This is a genomic window from Acetobacter musti (genome assembly GCF_011516835.1).
Lineage (GTDB): Bacteria > Pseudomonadota > Alphaproteobacteria > Acetobacterales > Acetobacteraceae > Acetobacter > Acetobacter musti.
Genome location: NZ_WOTB01000012.1, coordinates 46,684 through 62,271, shown reverse-complemented (window position 1 = coordinate 62,271; position 15,588 = coordinate 46,684). Strand labels below are relative to the sequence as shown.

Genomic DNA, 15,588 nt, shown 5'->3' with positions numbered 1-15,588 from the left:
CCTGCCGGGGTTCGGGGCGGAGCCCTGAGAACAGCCCCGGCAGAAGGACGATCAGCCGCGTTTCAGATCAGGCGCTTTTGCTTCTTCCGCGAGCAGCGTCACGGCTTCGGCGAGCGGCAGGATCTGCTGCTCGGCGCCGCCGAGGCGGCGCATGGCGACGGTGCCGGCTTCGGCTTCCTTGCGCCCGACCACGAGGATGACGGGCACGCGGGCCAGGCTGTGCTCGCGGATTTTGGCGTTGATCTTTTCGTTGCGGGTATCGGCCTCGACGGTGAGGCCGGCCTTGCGAAGCTGAGCTGTGACCTCTTTCGCGTAGGGTTCGGCATCCGTGACGATAGAGGCGACGACGACCTGGACCGGGGCCAGCCAGAGCGGGAATTTGCCGGCGTGCTGCTCGATCAGGATGCCGATGAAACGCTCGAACGAGCCGAGGATGGCGCGGTGGAGCATGACGGGACGGTGGCGGGCGCTGTCCTCACCGATATAGCTGGCGTCGAGACGCTCGGGGAGGACGAGATCGACCTGGAGGGTGCCGCACTGCCAGTCGCGGCCGATGGCGTCGCGCAGGACGAACTCCAGTTTCGGGCCGTAGAAGGCGCCCTCGCCAGGGTTGTATTCGTATTCGACACCGGCGGTCTCGCAGGCTTCCTTCAGCGCCGCTTCGGCCTTGTCCCAGGTTTCGTCAGAGCCGGCGCGGGCTTCCGGACGGTCGGCGAATTTGACGCGGAAATGCTCGAAGCCGAGGTCTTTATAGACTTCCGAGAGCATGGCGACGAAACGCACGGTCTCGTCCGCGATCTGATCTTCGGTGCAGAAGATATGGGCGTCGTCCTGGGTGAAGCCGCGCACGCGCATGATGCCGTGCAGAGCGCCGGACGGCTCATAGCGGTGGCAGGCGCCGAATTCGGCCATGCGCAGCGGCAGTTCGCGGTAGGAGCGGAGGCCGTGGCGGAAGATCTGCACGTGACAGGGGCAGTTCATCGGCTTGAGGGCGAGGGTCTTGTCCTCATCCTCGACGGTGGCGATGAACATGTGGTGACGGTATTTGTCCCAGTGGCCGGAGGCTTCCCACAGGGCGCGGTCCACGAGCTGGGGTGTGCGGACTTCCTCATACTCCGCGCGGGTCTGGGCGCGGCGCATGTAGTCCTGCAGGGCGGTGTAGAGACGCCAGCCCTTGGCGTGCCAGAAGACCTGGCCGACGGCTTCTTCCTGGATGTGGAAGAGGTCCATCTCCTTGCCGATGCGACGATGATCGCGGCGCTCGGCCTCCTCAAGCTGGTGGAGATACGCGTCCAGTTCCTTCTGGTCGCGCCAGGCGGTGCCGTAGATGCGGGTGAGCATCGGGTTACGGTGATCGCCGCGCCAGTAGGCGCCGGCGACCTTCATCAGTTTGAAGGCGGTACCGACATCGGCGGTGCTGCGCAGATGGGGACCGCGGCAGAGGTCGAGCCATTCGCCCTGACGGTAGATCGAGATCTGCTCGTCTTCAGGAAGGTCGCGGATCAGTTCGGCCTTGAAGCGCTCGCCACGGTCCTCGAAGAATCTGATGGCGTCGTTGCGGTCCCAGACCTCACGGGTGAAGGGCTCTTTCGCCGCGACGATCTCGCGCATCCGCTGTTCGATGGCGGGGAAATCTTCCGGGGTGAAGGGCTCGTTGCGATAGAAATCGTAATAGAAGCCGTTTTCGATCGACGGGCCGATGGTGACCTGGGTGCCGGGATGCAGCGACTGCACGGCCTCGGCGAGGACGTGGGCGGCGTCGTGACGGATCATTTCCAGCGAGGCTTCATCCTTGCGGGTGATGAAGCGGATGGACGCGTCGTGTTCGACCGGGCGGGAGATGTCACGAAGCTGGCCGTCGACCTCGATGGCGAGGGCGGCTTTAGCGAGACCGGGGCCGATGGCGGCTGCGATCTCCGTGCCCGTGACCGGCCCGTCAAACTGGCGAACGGATCCGTCTGGCAGGGTTATGGCAGGCATGGTGAGCGCTCCGGTCATACAGGCGATGATGAGACTGAAACGGCCTTACTGACGGTCGTTTCACGAACAGCGGACTTTAATGGCGTCAGCCGGTAGCCGAGACAACCCTGTCCACGGAAAGAGTTGCCATATCGTTGACCCTGATCACGCTGACCTGTCCGGGCGCGCGGCCGAGCGGTGCGGTGAGGGCGGGGTCGCTTTCGGCCGAGAACAGGACGACCGACCGGCATCCCATGGCGGCGGCCAGGTGCATGGGGCCGGTGTCGTTGCCGACGGCGAGGGCGGCACGGGCGCAGAGGCCGCCGAGTTCGGGCAGGGTGGTTTTGCCGGTGAGATCGAGGGCCTGCGGGCAGCGGGCGCGGATGGTGACGGCGAGGCCATTATCCTCTGCGGTGCCGATGATGACGGGGCGGATGCCTCGTTCCGCCAGGCGGACGGCGAGGGCGGCGTAACGGTCGGCGGGCCAGCGTTTTCCGGGGCGGTGCGGGGCGGCGGCGGGGACGAGCAGCGCGTACGGGGTTTCGATAAGAGGTCCCTGTTTCGCGAGCCATGAGAGGTCCGGCTCGGGGACCTCCGCGATGCCGGCCATGCGGAGCTGGTCCCGCTGGCGGGTGCGGGTGTGCATCTCGTCGCGCCAGGGATTGGCGTGTGGCAGGGAGGCACCGCGGGCAATGCCGGACCAGGCGGGACGGCCGGCGAGGCGGTAATACCAGGTGGAGCGGCCGGAGGTCTGGAGGTCGTAGATCAGGTCGAAGCCGGAGAGCTGCGCTTTCAGGCGTTTCATGCCGCGCCGGTCGGACAGTTTCGGGCGGGTATCGGTCTCGATGGTGTCAAACCAGGGGCTTGCCGCCGCCAGGGAACGGAACGGGGCAGTGGTCAGCAGGGTGATGCGGGCATCCGGATGGTGGGTGCGAATCGCCTGAAACGCCGGGAAGGACTGCACGAAATCGCCCAGCGCGCCGAGCCTGATCACCAGAATGCGCTGGCTCATGGGTGGGCTGGCGCGGCCTGTCCGGGCGGGGTGGTGGTCTGGTTGGCGGCCGTGTCCGTGTGGACGGTGGCGGAATCCGGGTCAGAGGCCAGGACATCCAGGTCCTGTCGCGCCAGATCGGCCTCGTGGGAATCAGGGGACAGCGCCACGACCTGCTCCCAGTCTTCTTTCGCGCCGGGGAGATTGCCGAGGCGCTGGCGGATGATGCCGCGCTCCAGCAGGGCGGCCGGGTCGTCCGGTGTGACGGCGAGGACGGTGTCGATATCGGCGCGGGCGGCCTCGAAATGGCCGGTTTCATGTTCGGCCTGAGCTTTCAGCAGATGTGTTTCCGGCGCGAAAAGCGGGTTGGACGAGAGGCTGGTGAGGTCGGTCAGCGCGGCGTCCGGCCGGCCCAGGCGGAGGAGGGCGCGGTCCCGGATGAGGCGCAGGGCGACGGAGTCCGGGGCGAGGGTGAGACCGTAGGCGGCGGAGTCTTCGGCCTGGCGGGCGAGGCCGGCGGCGAGCCAGGCGCGGGCGGCGTCGGCGGCGACATCCGCACGTTCCTCGGCCGTGGCGTCTTCTTCCGGTCTGCGGGGAGCGTCATGGGCCAGGGTATCGAGCCTGGTGGCGCCGCCGGTGAAATCTCCGGACAGGACATCGGACAGGGCTTCGCAATGCGTGACGTCGCGTTCGCTGCCGGTATGGCTGTGGCTGGCGACGTAATCGCTGACATCGGACGGATCGTCATCCAGCAGCGCCAGGCAGTCGGAGAAGGAGAAGGGGGGCAGCGGAGGCGGGGTGATGGTTTTTCCGTGTGGTGCGGCGGCGAGGGCGGGTGTGGCGCAGGCGAGAACGGCGCAGGCGATAAACCCTGTCATGAGGGGAGCGTGTTTCATCGCTCTGCCCTGTGACAGCCGTTCATGGCGGGGCTTTACAGCGGAGACCATCGCCGGGACGCATGCTGTCGCGGGGGCTGACTGAAGGCGGGCTTCCATCAGGGGTATTGGACCGCGTCCTGCCTGCCGTGGTCAAGTGTTACGTCGCATGGCTGCCGGGCGCCGGTTTTAACGATTTATTGGCATGTTCGGTGCTTTAAGATCGGGCTTCATGTGTCGTTGCGGATGCAGGGTCGGCCAGACCATGCTAGGCGTGCATAACTATGGTTATGTCGCCTCGTCCCGTCATTCTTCAGGTGCTGCCCGCTCTCGACGCAGGAGGGGTTGAACGCGGGACCATCGAGATGGTCGAGGCCATTACCCGCGCGGGTGGCGAGGCGCTGGTGGCCAGCGCCGGCGGGCGGCTTGTTCCCAAGATCGAATATTATGGCGGGCGGCATATTACGCTCAGTCTGGGCGACAAGTCTCCCTATGCCATTCTGCGCAACGCGGGGCGTCTGCGGTCTCTGATCGCCTCGGAGAATGTCGGGCTGGTGCATGCCCGTTCCCGCGCGCCGGCCTGGGCGGCCCGGCTGGCGACGCGGTCGCGCTCCGTGCGGTTTGTGACGACGTGGCATGGCGTGCACAGCGAGAGTTTTCCGGGCAAGAAGACGTATAATTCCGTGCTGGCGTCGGGAGACCGGGTCATTGCGATCAGTCAGTTCATCGGGGACCGGCTGATGCAGGATTACGATGTGGGTCCGGACCGGCTTCGTGTGATTCCGCGCGGGGCGGATACGCGGCAGTTCAGTCCTGAGCTGGTGCGCGGCGACCGCGTTCAGGCGCTGGTGGATGCGTGGGACATTGCGGAAGACGTGCCTGTCATTCTGATGCCCGGCCGGCTGACGGAGTGGAAGGGGCAGAGTCTTCTGCTCGATGCGCTGGCGACGATGGTCCGGGAAGGGTGGACCGGCCGCAACTGGGTCTGTGTGTTCATCGGGTCGGCGCCGGACAGGTCGGGTTATCCGGACGCGCTGAAAGAGCAGGTCGACCGGCTGGGGCTGGCTGATCAGGTGCGGTTTGGCGGTCATTGCGCCGATATACCGGCGGCGCTGGCGCTGTCTGAGCTGGTGGTGGTGCCGTCGCTGAAGCCGGAGCCGTTCGGGCGGGTTGTGGTCGAGGCGCAGGCCATGGCGCGTCCTGTGATCGTCGCGGCTCATGGCGCAGCGATGGAGACGGTCGTTCATGGCGAGACGGGGCTTCTGTTTCCGCCGGGCGATGCACGGGCACTGGGGGAGATGATCGCCGGCACGCTGGAGGCGTCCGATGATCAGCGCGCGGCGATGGGGCTGCGGGCGCGGCAGAGCGTTCTTGACGGTTACACGACCGAAGCGATGCAGCAGGCCACGCTGGGGGTTTACGACGAGCTGCTGGGGACCGCGCTGGCAGGGGTGGATGAGGAAGCCTGCGCTCTGGTGGAGCAGGGTGCGTCGCTTCTCTGAAGGATCTTTGTGGGGAGGTTCCGGGCGCTGCCCGGACCCGGCAAAGGTCGCGGACCTTTGCAAACCGTTTTGTTTTAACAGACCGGGGTGCAGGGGCCTGCGGTCCCTGCCGGGGTTCGGGGCGGAGCCCTGAGAAGGCCGCCCCAACGTGAAACGCTGTTTCCTGTGGGACGATATCGGGGCTCTGCCCGGACCCGGCAAAGGTCACGGACCTTTGCAAACCATTTTATAAACAAACCGGGGTGCAGGGGCCTGCGGTCCCTGCCGGGTTTCAGGGCAGAGCCCTGAGAGACCGCCCCAATATGAAACGCTGGTCCTTACGGAAAGAGTCCTGAGGCAAAGACGCCCTCAGCGCCTGGTGCGGGCGCGGCTTTGCTGGCGGAGGACGCTTTCGATCCAGTCGTTGAGTGTGCGGGTTGCGTCCTCGGCGTCGTCACGGTCGGGATAGAAATCCGGGAAGCGCAGGGCCAGCCAGCGCCAGGCGACGAGGCGTTTGTGGCGTTTTTCGGCGCGTTCAAGCTCCTCGCGGCCGGCACGGTCGGGCGGCGGGAGGCGACCTGTGCCCGGGGGCGGCACGCGGATGCCGGCGGCGTGGTCGGCGGCCCAGCCGACGAGGCGGCGGATGCCGTTGTCGCGGTCGTCGACGGGGCACATGGCGTAGGTCCAGCGCTGCGTCAGATCCAGACCTTCGACGCCTTCCAGCGCCGAGGCGATGGCGAAGGGCTGCTCCATGTCGGCGAGACGGTAATTCGGGTCGTCATGACGGAGGACGGCGCGGCGAATGCGCGCGAGGACGCCATACAGGCTGTCCGAGTCGATCTCTGTCGCAATGGCGCGGACGATGTCGGCGTCCGGCTGGACGTAGGGGCGGAGTTCCTCCGGCGGCTCGGGATGCGCATTGAGCCGTTCGCGGATGAAACGCGGGCTGCCGGCATCGGCGAGCACGGCGACGATGCCGTCCTCATGCTTGCCGTAGCGACCGGCGCGGCCACCGATCTGCTTGACTTCCTGCACGGAGAGATCGCGGGTCTGGCGCCCGTCGAACTTGCGCAGCGAGGCGAACACGACGCGACGGATGGAGAGGTTGAGGCCCATGCCGATGGCGTCGGTGGCGATGAGGATATCGGCGGCGCCGGAGTTGAACCGCTGGGCTTCCGCTCGGCGGACCTCGGGGCTGAGAGCGCCGTAGACGACAGCCACGCGGCGGCCGCGCTCCATGAGGGCGGCGCGGAGATCGAGAACCTCTCGCCGGGAGAAGGCGATCAGGGCGTCGCCGGCGCGGAGATCGTTGAGGCGGACAGTGGAGGAGGCGGCGCGGAGCGGGCTCTTGCGCTCCAGCGAGACCTCATCGACCGGATCGCCGCAGAGTTCGGCGATGCGCCTGACCATGGGGATGCAATCCGGCGCGCCGAGAATATAGAGATGCCTGGCCGGGGCGCCCATGATGGCGGCGGTCCATGCGGCGCCGCGATCGGGGTCGAAGAGCATCTGCGCCTCGTCGATGATGGCGACGTCCACGGGGTTGTTGAACGGGCACATTTCAACGGTGGCGGCAAGGTGGCGGCTGTCGGGGACGATGATCCGCTCTTCGCCGGTCGCGAGCGAGGCTTCGGTGCCACGCGCGGCCAGGGCTTCGCGGAATTCGTGCGCGAGAAGGCGAAGCGGGGCGAGGGCGAGGCCGCTTTCGGCGCGGGCCAGGGCATCCAGCGCCATGTGGGATTTGCCGCTGTTGGTGGGACCGGTGATCAGCGTGATCCGGCGGGTCAGGGCGCGGGCGGTGCGGAAATGGGCGGCGTAGCGGTCGAGCGCGGCGACGCGGGCGATGACGGCGTTGGCGACGTGTTTTCCGACTTTCGGGGGTTCGGGGAGCGTGGTTTCACGCCGGTCACGGCCCCTGCCCTGCCGTTCTTTCCGCTCGCCGCCTTCCGAACCGCCGCCCGGAATGCTGCGCCGCCATTCCGGCAGAAGCGGACGGAGCGCGATGATTTCGACGGGATCGAATTCCCAGAGTTCCTGCCCTTCCGGCTGACGGACACGGCGGGCGACAGGAAGGCGGTTTTCGGCGATCCAGCGCAGGGCTTCGCGATGGGAGCAGTGGAGCAGGCGGGGCACGTCCTGGAAGCGGACGAGACTGCTTTCCCACTCTTTCAGCCGCTGTTCCTCGCTTTCGCGGCGGGCTTTCGCGGTGCGCTCGATCGTCTCTTCGGTGCGGGCGCGGTGTTCGGCTTCCTGCTGCACGCCACCGACGAAGCGGGCGCGGTCCGACAGGCTGAAGGCGCCGGCGATTTCGTCCGCGAGCCGGGTGGTCTGGGCGGCGGAGAGAACGCGGCCGGTGTCGAGCAGGTCGGCCTTCATTGCTTCCAGCGCCGCGCGCGGGGTCTGGCCCAGATCGCGGAAGCGGTTTGCCATGACCGGCTCAAGGGCGATCAGCAGAGCGGGATCAGACGCGGAGGGGTCGGTGATGCCGGCGACGGCCTGTTCCATATCCTCACGCGAGATCCAGATCCGTCCTTCCCGGCGAGTCAGGTCCATCAGGCGCGAGGCCCATCGTTTCCGTCTGACGGCGCAGAGGGCGGCGCGGAAGACCTCGTCCGGCACGTCCCGCGCGCCGGGGGTAAGGGCGCGGCTGATCCGGCGCAGAAGAGCGGTTTCCTCACGGGGCGCGATGCTCAGTCCGGTGCGCTGCACAGCGGAGTCGAGCGCTGCTCTGGCGGGCGAGGCGGTATCGCGGACCGGGTCTGTGTCGGGCGCTTCGGTCGGAGGAGGCGCGGAGCCGTTCGGCGTGTTCATACGTTCAAGTGTGCGCGATCATGCCGGTCCGGGCAATGGCCGGCTTCGGGCGGGCCGTACATGGCAGATCCCTCAGAGATGGAGCCTCTGGGGGATCTGGTCTTCAGGGCCAGGATAACGCCCGACCGGGCCGGACGTTATCCCCGGGGCATTGCTCCCCCAGGCGTTACTCCATGGTCTGGCCTTTTTTCGTCAGGTCGCTGCACAGTTTCACGCGCCGGGATTTATCCAGCGTCGAAATATCAAACGGCGTCGAAGTGCCGTTCTGCAGCAGTCCCTGACCACCCAGGGAATAGCCCTGATCGTTCTTCACGTCCTGCCGCTTTGCGAGGGCGCGGCCGACGCTGCGCGTGGTGGTGCCATACGTGTATTTCTTATTCACGCAGTAATACAGCAGACCCGCGACATTTCCCGTGCTGGCGTTATCGATGGAGGGCATTCCTCCCGCGCCGACCGCGCCCGGCGTTGCCGCTGTGCTGGCACCGGTCACACCGTTAACAATCTGGGCGCCGGGGCTTGTCGGAGCCGATGCGGCGTCGGCGGGATTGGTCACAGGAACGGAACCGGGGGGCGCGGCAGGAAGGGTGGTGCCGGCAGGGACTGGCTGTGTCGTCTGAGCGTGAGCCGCGCCGAAGGATGCGACGACCAGTCCGCAGGATGCGAGAAGAGCAAGCTGTCTGGAACCAAACATAATAATCAACCTTTCTGCCTTTGGTCAGCCGACATCTGTACCGGTTATACAGAACAACACAGCGATATCGCTGACCGTCTTGCGGCATTAAAGCGTGGGAGCAGAAAAAGTTTTACTGGATGGGTTGCGATTTTTTGCGATCCGGATCTGTCTGATATGGCTGCAACCACCGGAACCGTATCGCGTTACTGTGTGTTTTTCGATAATCAGGCGATTATTGCTTTGTGGCCGTCATTTGATATCGGCGGAAGAATTGCCGATATTGTGGCAGCGTCATCATGCCGCTGTGTTCCGGATCTGAGTTCAGAGGATACGCTGCACGACACTGCGTCTTCCCGCCCCAGGGAGGAAGGCTGTGTTCGGATGACCGGTCCGGGCGATATATTTATACAAGGGAAGTTTAAGGCGGCTGGTGGAGCTGAGGGGAATCGAACCCCTGACCTCCTCATTGCGAACGAGGCGCTCTCCCATCTGAGCTACAGCCCCGCCTTGACGTGGATACATAACCCTGACAGGCGGCGTGTCAAGCCATCTCAGGCGTCGTCGGGCCACAGTGCCATATTGTCTGGGCCGGGGCCTCTCTGTAGGGTCCGGAATTCAGTCGCCGCCTGTCAGGAAAATCTGCCTGAACGGCCTTCGGAAGGATCGGATTTTGCTGCTGTTTGGTCTGTGTCGCATCATTCTGACACTGCTTAGTCTCTACGAAGGCGTGATCTTCGTGTACTGTATTTTCAGCATGCTGTATTCATTCGGTGTGCTTGACGGACGCAACCGGATTGTCTGGCAGGTCGGGGACTTCCTGAACAGGCTGGTCGAGCCGGTCCTGAATCCGATTCGCCGGATCATGCCCGCACTGGGCAATGTCGACCTCTCTCCGCTCATTCTTCTTCTTGTGCTGAGATATCTGGTCGAACCCATGGTCATCAGGCTGACAATGGCGGCCTATGCCGGATAATCGGGCGGCCGGCCCGGTTCTGACGGAAGCCGGAGCGTCTCCGCGGATCGCGGTTCTTGTGCCCTGTCATAACGAAGAAGCGGCGATCGGGATCGTGGTCAGGGATTTCCTGACCGCGCTGCCACAAGCCCGCGTCTATGTTTATGACAACAACTCGACCGACAACACGGTGAGCGTCGCCCGCGCCGCCGGGGCGATTGTGCGGCAGGAGCAGTTGCAGGGGAAAGGCAATGTCGTCCGCCGCATGTTTGCGGATATCGAGGCGGATCTCTACGTCCTGGTTGACGGGGATGCGACCTATGAGGCGGCGGCCGCGCCGGCGCTGATCGGACTGGCGCAGCGTGAAAAGCTGGACATGGTGAACGCTGCCCGCGTGACGGACCGGGTCGCTGCGTATCGTCCGGGTCATCAGCTTGGCAACCGGGTGCTGACGGGGCTTGTCACGGCGATTTTTGGCAAGCGTCTTTCCGACATGCTGTCCGGCTATCGTGTGTTTTCCCGACGCTTCGTGAAATCCTTTCCGGCCATGTCGTCCGGTTTCGAAACCGAGACCGAACTGACGGTGCATGCGCTCGAACTGGGCATGCCTGTCGCGGAACTGCCGACGCAGTATGTCGAGCGTCCGGCGGGGTCCGTCTCAAAGCTGCGGACGTATCATGACGGTTTCCGCATTCTGTGGACCATCGTGGTGCTGGTGAAGCAGGAAAAACCGCTGATGTTCTTCTCCATCCTCAGCGGTCTGTTCGGCCTGCTGGGGCTGATCCTCGGTTTCCCGGTCATCGTGGAATATCTGCGCACCGCAAAGGTGCCTCGCCTGCCGACCGCGGTACTCGCCACGGGGCTGATGATGCTTGCGGCCCTGTCGATGTCCTGTGGTCTGATCCTGGACAGCGTGGCGCTGGGACGTCTGGAGCTGAAGCGTCTGGCATATCTGTCGTATCGGGCGCCTTCGGCTCCGGACGATCCCGCCGCCTGAACGGGAATGACGGTGCTGCTGTTTCCGGCCCGCTCTGGCTGAGAAAGCTAGCGGCGCTCGTTATCGGCTCCGCTGCCGCTCTGCGTGATGCCGGCGCGGTCGGGAGCATCGGAACCCGGTTCGACCGTGCGGGTCATGGCGGCGACGGCGACATCATCTCCAAAATCCGCATCGGAAGGTTTCGCGTGCCTGTGATGCAGACGCGTCGGCTCATCCAGGCTGTCACGCAGGACGTTTTCGACGGCCTCCGGGTCCGTGTTTTCCGCCTGATCAAGCAATTTATCGGCCAGGATCTGATCGCCTTTTGCTTCGGCGCGCAGAGCAGCCTCAGCCAGTTCGCGGGCTCTGGCGTGCTTTCCGGCTTCTGCGTCATCAGACATGAGGCGTTCCTTTCTTTTCGTCTTTCATGCCGGAGCCCATCCTGACGGGAAGCGCTGTTTCCCTTCCGGCCGTATCAGGGCTGTTCCGGTTTACCGATCCGGCCTGCGTTGCGGCTGCCGGCCACGGTTATCCAACGCCGCGACAGTCTTCCCGTTCCGTCAGGTCACCTTTGCGCGCCGTCGCGTCCCGGCCGCCGGCTTTGCTGCCGCTTTCTTTCCGGCCTGCTTTTTCACCGGCTTTTTCCGCGCCTCTCCGCTGACCGGCGCTTCGTTTGAAATTGTGTTCAGACTGTCGCCAAGCAACGGCTTCAGAAAACGCCCGGTATGGCTCTCCGGACAGGCCGCGATATCCTCAGGCGTGCCCGCCGCCACAATGCGCCCGCCGCCATCGCCACCCTCCGGCCCGACATCCAGAATCCAGTCCGCCGTCTTGATGACCTCCAGATTGTGCTCGATCACCACAACCGTGTTGCCCTGATCGACCAGCGCATGCAGCACTTCCAGCAGCTTGCGCACATCCTCCGTGTGCAGACCCGTCGTCGGCTCATCGAGAATATACAGCGTCCGCCCCGTCGCCCGGCGCGCCAGCTCTTTCGACAGCTTTACACGCTGCGCTTCGCCGCCGGAGAGCGTCGTCGCCTGCTGCCCGAGCGCGACATAGCCGAGCCCGACCTTCTGCAGGATCGCCAGCCGGTCGCGGATGCGCGTCTGCGCCTCGAAATAGGGCAGCGCCTCATCGACGCTCATCGCCAGCACATCGGCAATGGATTTGCCCTTGAACTTCACATCCAGCGTCTCGCGGTTATACCGTGCGCCCTTGCAGGTATCGCAGGTGACGAACACATCCGGCAGAAAGTGCATCTCGATCTTCAGAACACCATCGCCCTGACACGCCTCGCACCGTCCGCCCTTCACATTGAAGGAAAACCGGCCCGGCTTGTATCCGCGCGCCCGTGCCTCGGGCAGTTCCGCGAACCAGTCGCGGATCGGCGTGAACAGATCCGTATAGGTGGCCGGATTGGAGCGCGGCGTGCGCCCGATCGGCGACTGATCGATATCGATGATCTTGTCGAGCAGTTCCATGCCGTCCACACCCGCGCATGGCGCCGGTGACTGACCCGATCCCATCAGATTGCGCGACAGCGTCTTGTAGAGCGTATCAATCACCAGCGTCGATTTTCCGCTGCCGGACACACCGGTGATGCACGTAAACGTCCCGAGCGGAAACTGCGCGGTCACATCTTTCAGATTGTTGCCGGTGGCGCCACGCACGGTCACAATCCGCTTCGGGTCGAAAGGCCGGCGCGTCTCCGGCACCTCGATCCGTTTGCGCCCGGAAAGATAGGCGCCCGTCAGACTGTCCTTATCCGCCGCAACCTGCGCCGGCGTGCCGGCCGCGACCACCGTGCCGCCCTTCACACCTGCGCCCGGCCCCATATCGATCAGCCAGTCCGCGCTGCGGATCGCATCTTCGTCGTGTTCGACAACGATCAGGGTATTACCAAGAGATTTCAGACGCTCCAGCGTCCCGAGCAGCCGCTCATTGTCCCGCTGATGCAGTCCGATGGACGGCTCGTCGAGAACATAAAGCACGCCTGTCAGCCCGGACCCGATCTGACTCGCCAGCCGGATACGCTGACTCTCGCCGCCGGACAGCGTCGCCGATCCCCGCGCCAGCGTCAGATAATCCAGTCCGACATCAACAAGAAATTTCAGACGATCCGTGATTTCCCGCAGAATACGCCGGGCAATTTCCGCACGCTGTGGTGTCAGCGTCGGCAGCACGGTATCAAACCACTCAAACGCGGCACGGATCGACAGATCAGAGGCCTGCGCAATGTTGAAACCCGCGATCCGGACAGACAGAGCCTCCGGCTTCAGCCGCGCGCCATGACAGACATGACATGGCTTGTCGGACTGATAGCGCGACAGCTCCTCCCGCGCCCAGATACTGTCCGTCATCCGCATCCGCCGCTGCAGATTCGCGATGACACCGTCAAAAGGTTTCGTCACCGTGTGACTTTTTCCGCCATCACGGTACACGAAATGAACATCCTCGTCCGTGCCGTCCATCAGCGTCGCGCGGACATCCTCCGGCAGATCGCGCCACGGCGTATCCATCCTCACACCGAGATGGGTGGCGACACTTCGTAAAGTCTGTTCAAACAGCGGCGTTTTTTCACTCCGCCACGGCGCGATCGCGCCCTGCTCAAGCGAAAGCGTCTCATCGGGCACAATCAGATGCGGATCGAAAAACGTTTCCGTCCCGATCCCGTCACAGGCCGGACATGCGCCCTGCGGCGCGTTGAAGGAGAACAGACGCGGCTCGATCTCCTCAAGTGTGAAACCGCTTTCCGGACAGGCGAAGCGTGATGAAAACACCGTCCGTTCCGCCGGCTCGCCTTCCGCCGCGTCGCGCTTCACCTCCTCGGCATAGACAATCCCGTCCGCCAGCCCGAGCGCCGTCTCGAAACTGTCCGCCAGCCGGTTCTCGATCCCGGGCTTCACGACAATCCGGTCCACCACCGCCTCTACCGTATGGCGGAGCTTGCGGTTCAGATTCGGCACATCGGCAATCTCGTAGAGCGTGCCGTCAACTTTCACACGGGAGAAACCCTTCCGCTGAAGCTCGCCAAGCTCCTTGCGGTATTCCCCCTTGCGGTCGCGGACCACGGGAGCCAGCAGCATCAGCCGCGTGCCCTCCGGCATCGTCATAACACGATCCACCATCTGACTGACCGTCTGCGCCTCGATCGGCAACCCGGTGGCCGGAGAATACGGCACACCCGCGCGCGCCCAGAGCAGGCGCATATAGTCGTGAATTTCCGTCACCGTGCCGACCGTCGAGCGCGGATTTTTCGAGGTCGTTTTCTGCTCGATAGAAATCGCCGGTGAAAGCCCCTCGATCGAGTCCACATCCGGCTTGCCCATCAGCTCCAGGAACTGACGCGCATAGGCGGACAGACTCTCGACGTACCGCCGCTGCCCTTCCGCGTAGATCGTATCGAACGCCAGCGAGGACTTGCCCGAACCGGACAGACCCGTAATCACCGTCAGCCTGTCACGGGGAATATCGACATCGACCGATTTCAGATTATGAGCTCTGGCCCCTTTGACCCGGATGGCGTGGCTGAAAGAAGATTTTTCGGTCATCGGTGCGATCGGTCGTCCTGTCATTCCGATGTTAAGATATAGAACGCAAAACCGGTTTGGACAGGGCAGCCGGGGATATTTTAGACGTTTGCAGGCTTTGCAAACAGCCGGTGCGGTGGCTTTTCGGGGCTTTGCCCCGGACCCCACAAAGGGACACAGTCCCTTTGATCCCGATTTGTTAATTAGAAGGGGTGAAGGGCGGAGCGCTGCCCTCTGTTTGCAAAATACATAATTAAGCCCTCGTAACGGAGAGCGCCTATGCGCCTGATATCGCTGAGTCTGTGCCTTTTCCTTCTATTAGCCCCCCTCGCGCACGCCGCCGGGTTCCGTATCACCGTGCTGGGCGCGCGCGGCGGCCTGCTTGACGGCAATCTCAGCGCCTATCTGGTCAGACCGGAAAACGACCCGAACGGCATTCTGTGCGACGCCGGAACCGTTCTGAACGGGATTCAGACCGCCGATCAGGCCGGCGCGTTCAGTGACCTCCGCCTCCCGCTGAACACGCCGGACTCCCGCTCCGGCTTTATCCTGCATGATGTCATCAGAGCCTATCTGATCAGCCACGCCCATCTCGACCACGTCGCCGGCCTCGTTCTCGTCTCTCCCGACGACGCGCAGAAACCGATCTACGCCCTGCCATCCGTGCATGCCATTCTGAATGAGAACCTGTTCGGCAGCCCTGTCTGGATCAACATGACAGACCGTGGAAACGAGCCCCGTCTCGGCAAATATCACGATGTCGATCTGGCCGTCGGAACGCCGGTCTCCGTCCCGCAGACAGCTCTGCAGATCACCGCCTGGCCACTCAGCCACGGCGGAATGGAGTCCACCGCCTTCCTGATCGGCTCCGGCCGCGACGCCATGCTGTATCTCGGAGACACCGGCGCCGACAGCGTCGAGCACAGCACGCGCCTGCATGCGCTCTGGCAGGCCGTCGCCCCGCTGGTCCGCGCCCGTCGCCTGCGCGGCATCATCATCGAATGTTCCTATGACAACGCGCGCCCCGAAAAGCTGCTCTTCGGCCATCTGACGCCGCGCCTGCTGCTGGAGGAACTGAACGACCTGCAGCACACCGCCCACGCCTCGCTGCGCGGTCTGCCGGTGCTGGTGGCGCATATCAAACCGTCGCTGAAAACCGGCGACAATCCGGAGAAAACTATCGCCGAAGAACTGAACGCCGGGAATACGCAGGGCGTGCGGTTCACAGTCGCGGAGCAGAGCATGTCTTTGTTGTGGAAATAGAAGAATTCAGTCTGGCAGCGTGAAATAGTCGCAGGGCGCTGCCCTGCACCGGAAGGGGTCGTCACGCGAAAGCG

At 64.3% G+C, this 15,588-nt stretch carries 11 protein-coding genes and 1 tRNA gene; 4 read left to right on the top strand and 8 right to left on the bottom strand.

Going from position 1 to position 15,588, the window contains the following annotated elements; genetic code table 11:
- Positions 1–51: 51 nt before the first annotated feature.
- The 3 genes from thrS to GOB93_RS10480 form a co-directional block, all read right to left on the bottom strand.
- On the bottom strand, positions 52–1,980 hold the full coding sequence (gene thrS, locus GOB93_RS10490; RefSeq protein ID WP_173583452.1) for a threonine--tRNA ligase: 1,929 nt from the start codon (positions 1,978–1,980) through the stop codon (positions 52–54).
- An 85-nt stretch (positions 1,981–2,065) separates the two neighbouring features.
- Entirely contained in the window at positions 2,066–2,971 is a 906-nt protein-coding gene (locus GOB93_RS10485) for a glycosyltransferase family 9 protein (RefSeq protein ID WP_173583451.1), read from the bottom strand.
- Positions 2,968–3,846 (bottom strand): tetratricopeptide repeat protein, encoded by an 879-nt coding sequence (locus tag GOB93_RS10480; protein WP_173583450.1) that lies wholly within the window; start codon positions 3,844–3,846, stop codon positions 2,968–2,970. The genes GOB93_RS10485 and GOB93_RS10480 overlap by 4 nt, the downstream gene beginning before the upstream one ends.
- A gap of 263 nt (positions 3,847–4,109) precedes the next feature.
- On the opposite strand from GOB93_RS10480, the gene GOB93_RS10475 reads away from it, so the two are divergent.
- Positions 4,110–5,327 (top strand): glycosyltransferase family 4 protein, encoded by a 1,218-nt coding sequence (locus GOB93_RS10475; RefSeq protein ID WP_173583449.1) that lies wholly within the window; start codon positions 4,110–4,112, stop codon positions 5,325–5,327.
- Positions 5,328–5,675: 348 nt separating this feature from the next.
- Here the strand turns inward: GOB93_RS10475 and GOB93_RS10470 are convergent, their stop codons facing one another.
- The 3 genes from GOB93_RS10470 to GOB93_RS10460 form a co-directional block, all read right to left on the bottom strand.
- The gene (locus GOB93_RS10470) at positions 5,676–8,117 is read right to left on the bottom strand and encodes a helicase-related protein (RefSeq protein WP_173583448.1); all 2,442 of its coding nucleotides are present in this window, start codon (positions 8,115–8,117) and stop codon (positions 5,676–5,678) included.
- Positions 8,118–8,283: 166 nt separating this feature from the next.
- On the bottom strand, positions 8,284–8,808 hold the full coding sequence (locus GOB93_RS10465) for a DUF2501 domain-containing protein (RefSeq protein WP_173583447.1): 525 nt from the start codon (positions 8,806–8,808) through the stop codon (positions 8,284–8,286).
- Positions 8,809–9,218: 410 nt separating this feature from the next.
- Positions 9,219–9,294, bottom strand: a tRNA-Ala gene (locus tag GOB93_RS10460).
- Between the two features lie 166 nt (positions 9,295–9,460).
- On the opposite strand from GOB93_RS10460, the gene GOB93_RS10455 reads away from it, so the two are divergent.
- Together GOB93_RS10455 and GOB93_RS10450 are read left to right on the top strand one after the other, a co-directional pair.
- Positions 9,461–9,763, top strand: a complete 303-nt coding sequence (locus GOB93_RS10455) for a YggT family protein (RefSeq protein ID WP_242010693.1) — start codon at positions 9,461–9,463, stop codon at positions 9,761–9,763.
- Positions 9,753–10,739, top strand: a complete 987-nt coding sequence (locus GOB93_RS10450; RefSeq protein WP_173583446.1) for a glycosyltransferase family 2 protein — start codon at positions 9,753–9,755, stop codon at positions 10,737–10,739. The genes GOB93_RS10455 and GOB93_RS10450 overlap by 11 nt, the downstream gene beginning before the upstream one ends.
- A gap of 47 nt (positions 10,740–10,786) precedes the next feature.
- Here the strand turns inward: GOB93_RS10450 and GOB93_RS10445 are convergent, their stop codons facing one another.
- The gene (locus GOB93_RS10445; RefSeq protein WP_173583445.1) at positions 10,787–11,119 is read right to left on the bottom strand and encodes a hypothetical protein; all 333 of its coding nucleotides are present in this window, start codon (positions 11,117–11,119) and stop codon (positions 10,787–10,789) included.
- A 159-nt stretch (positions 11,120–11,278) separates the two neighbouring features.
- On the bottom strand, positions 11,279–14,272 hold the full coding sequence (uvrA, locus tag GOB93_RS10440) for an excinuclease ABC subunit UvrA (RefSeq protein ID WP_173583444.1): 2,994 nt from the start codon (positions 14,270–14,272) through the stop codon (positions 11,279–11,281).
- A 258-nt stretch (positions 14,273–14,530) separates the two neighbouring features.
- Between uvrA and GOB93_RS10435 the strand changes: the two genes are divergently transcribed.
- Entirely contained in the window at positions 14,531–15,514 is a 984-nt protein-coding gene (locus tag GOB93_RS10435; protein ID WP_173583443.1) for an MBL fold metallo-hydrolase, read from the top strand.
- The last annotated feature ends 74 nt before the right edge of the window (positions 15,515–15,588 follow it).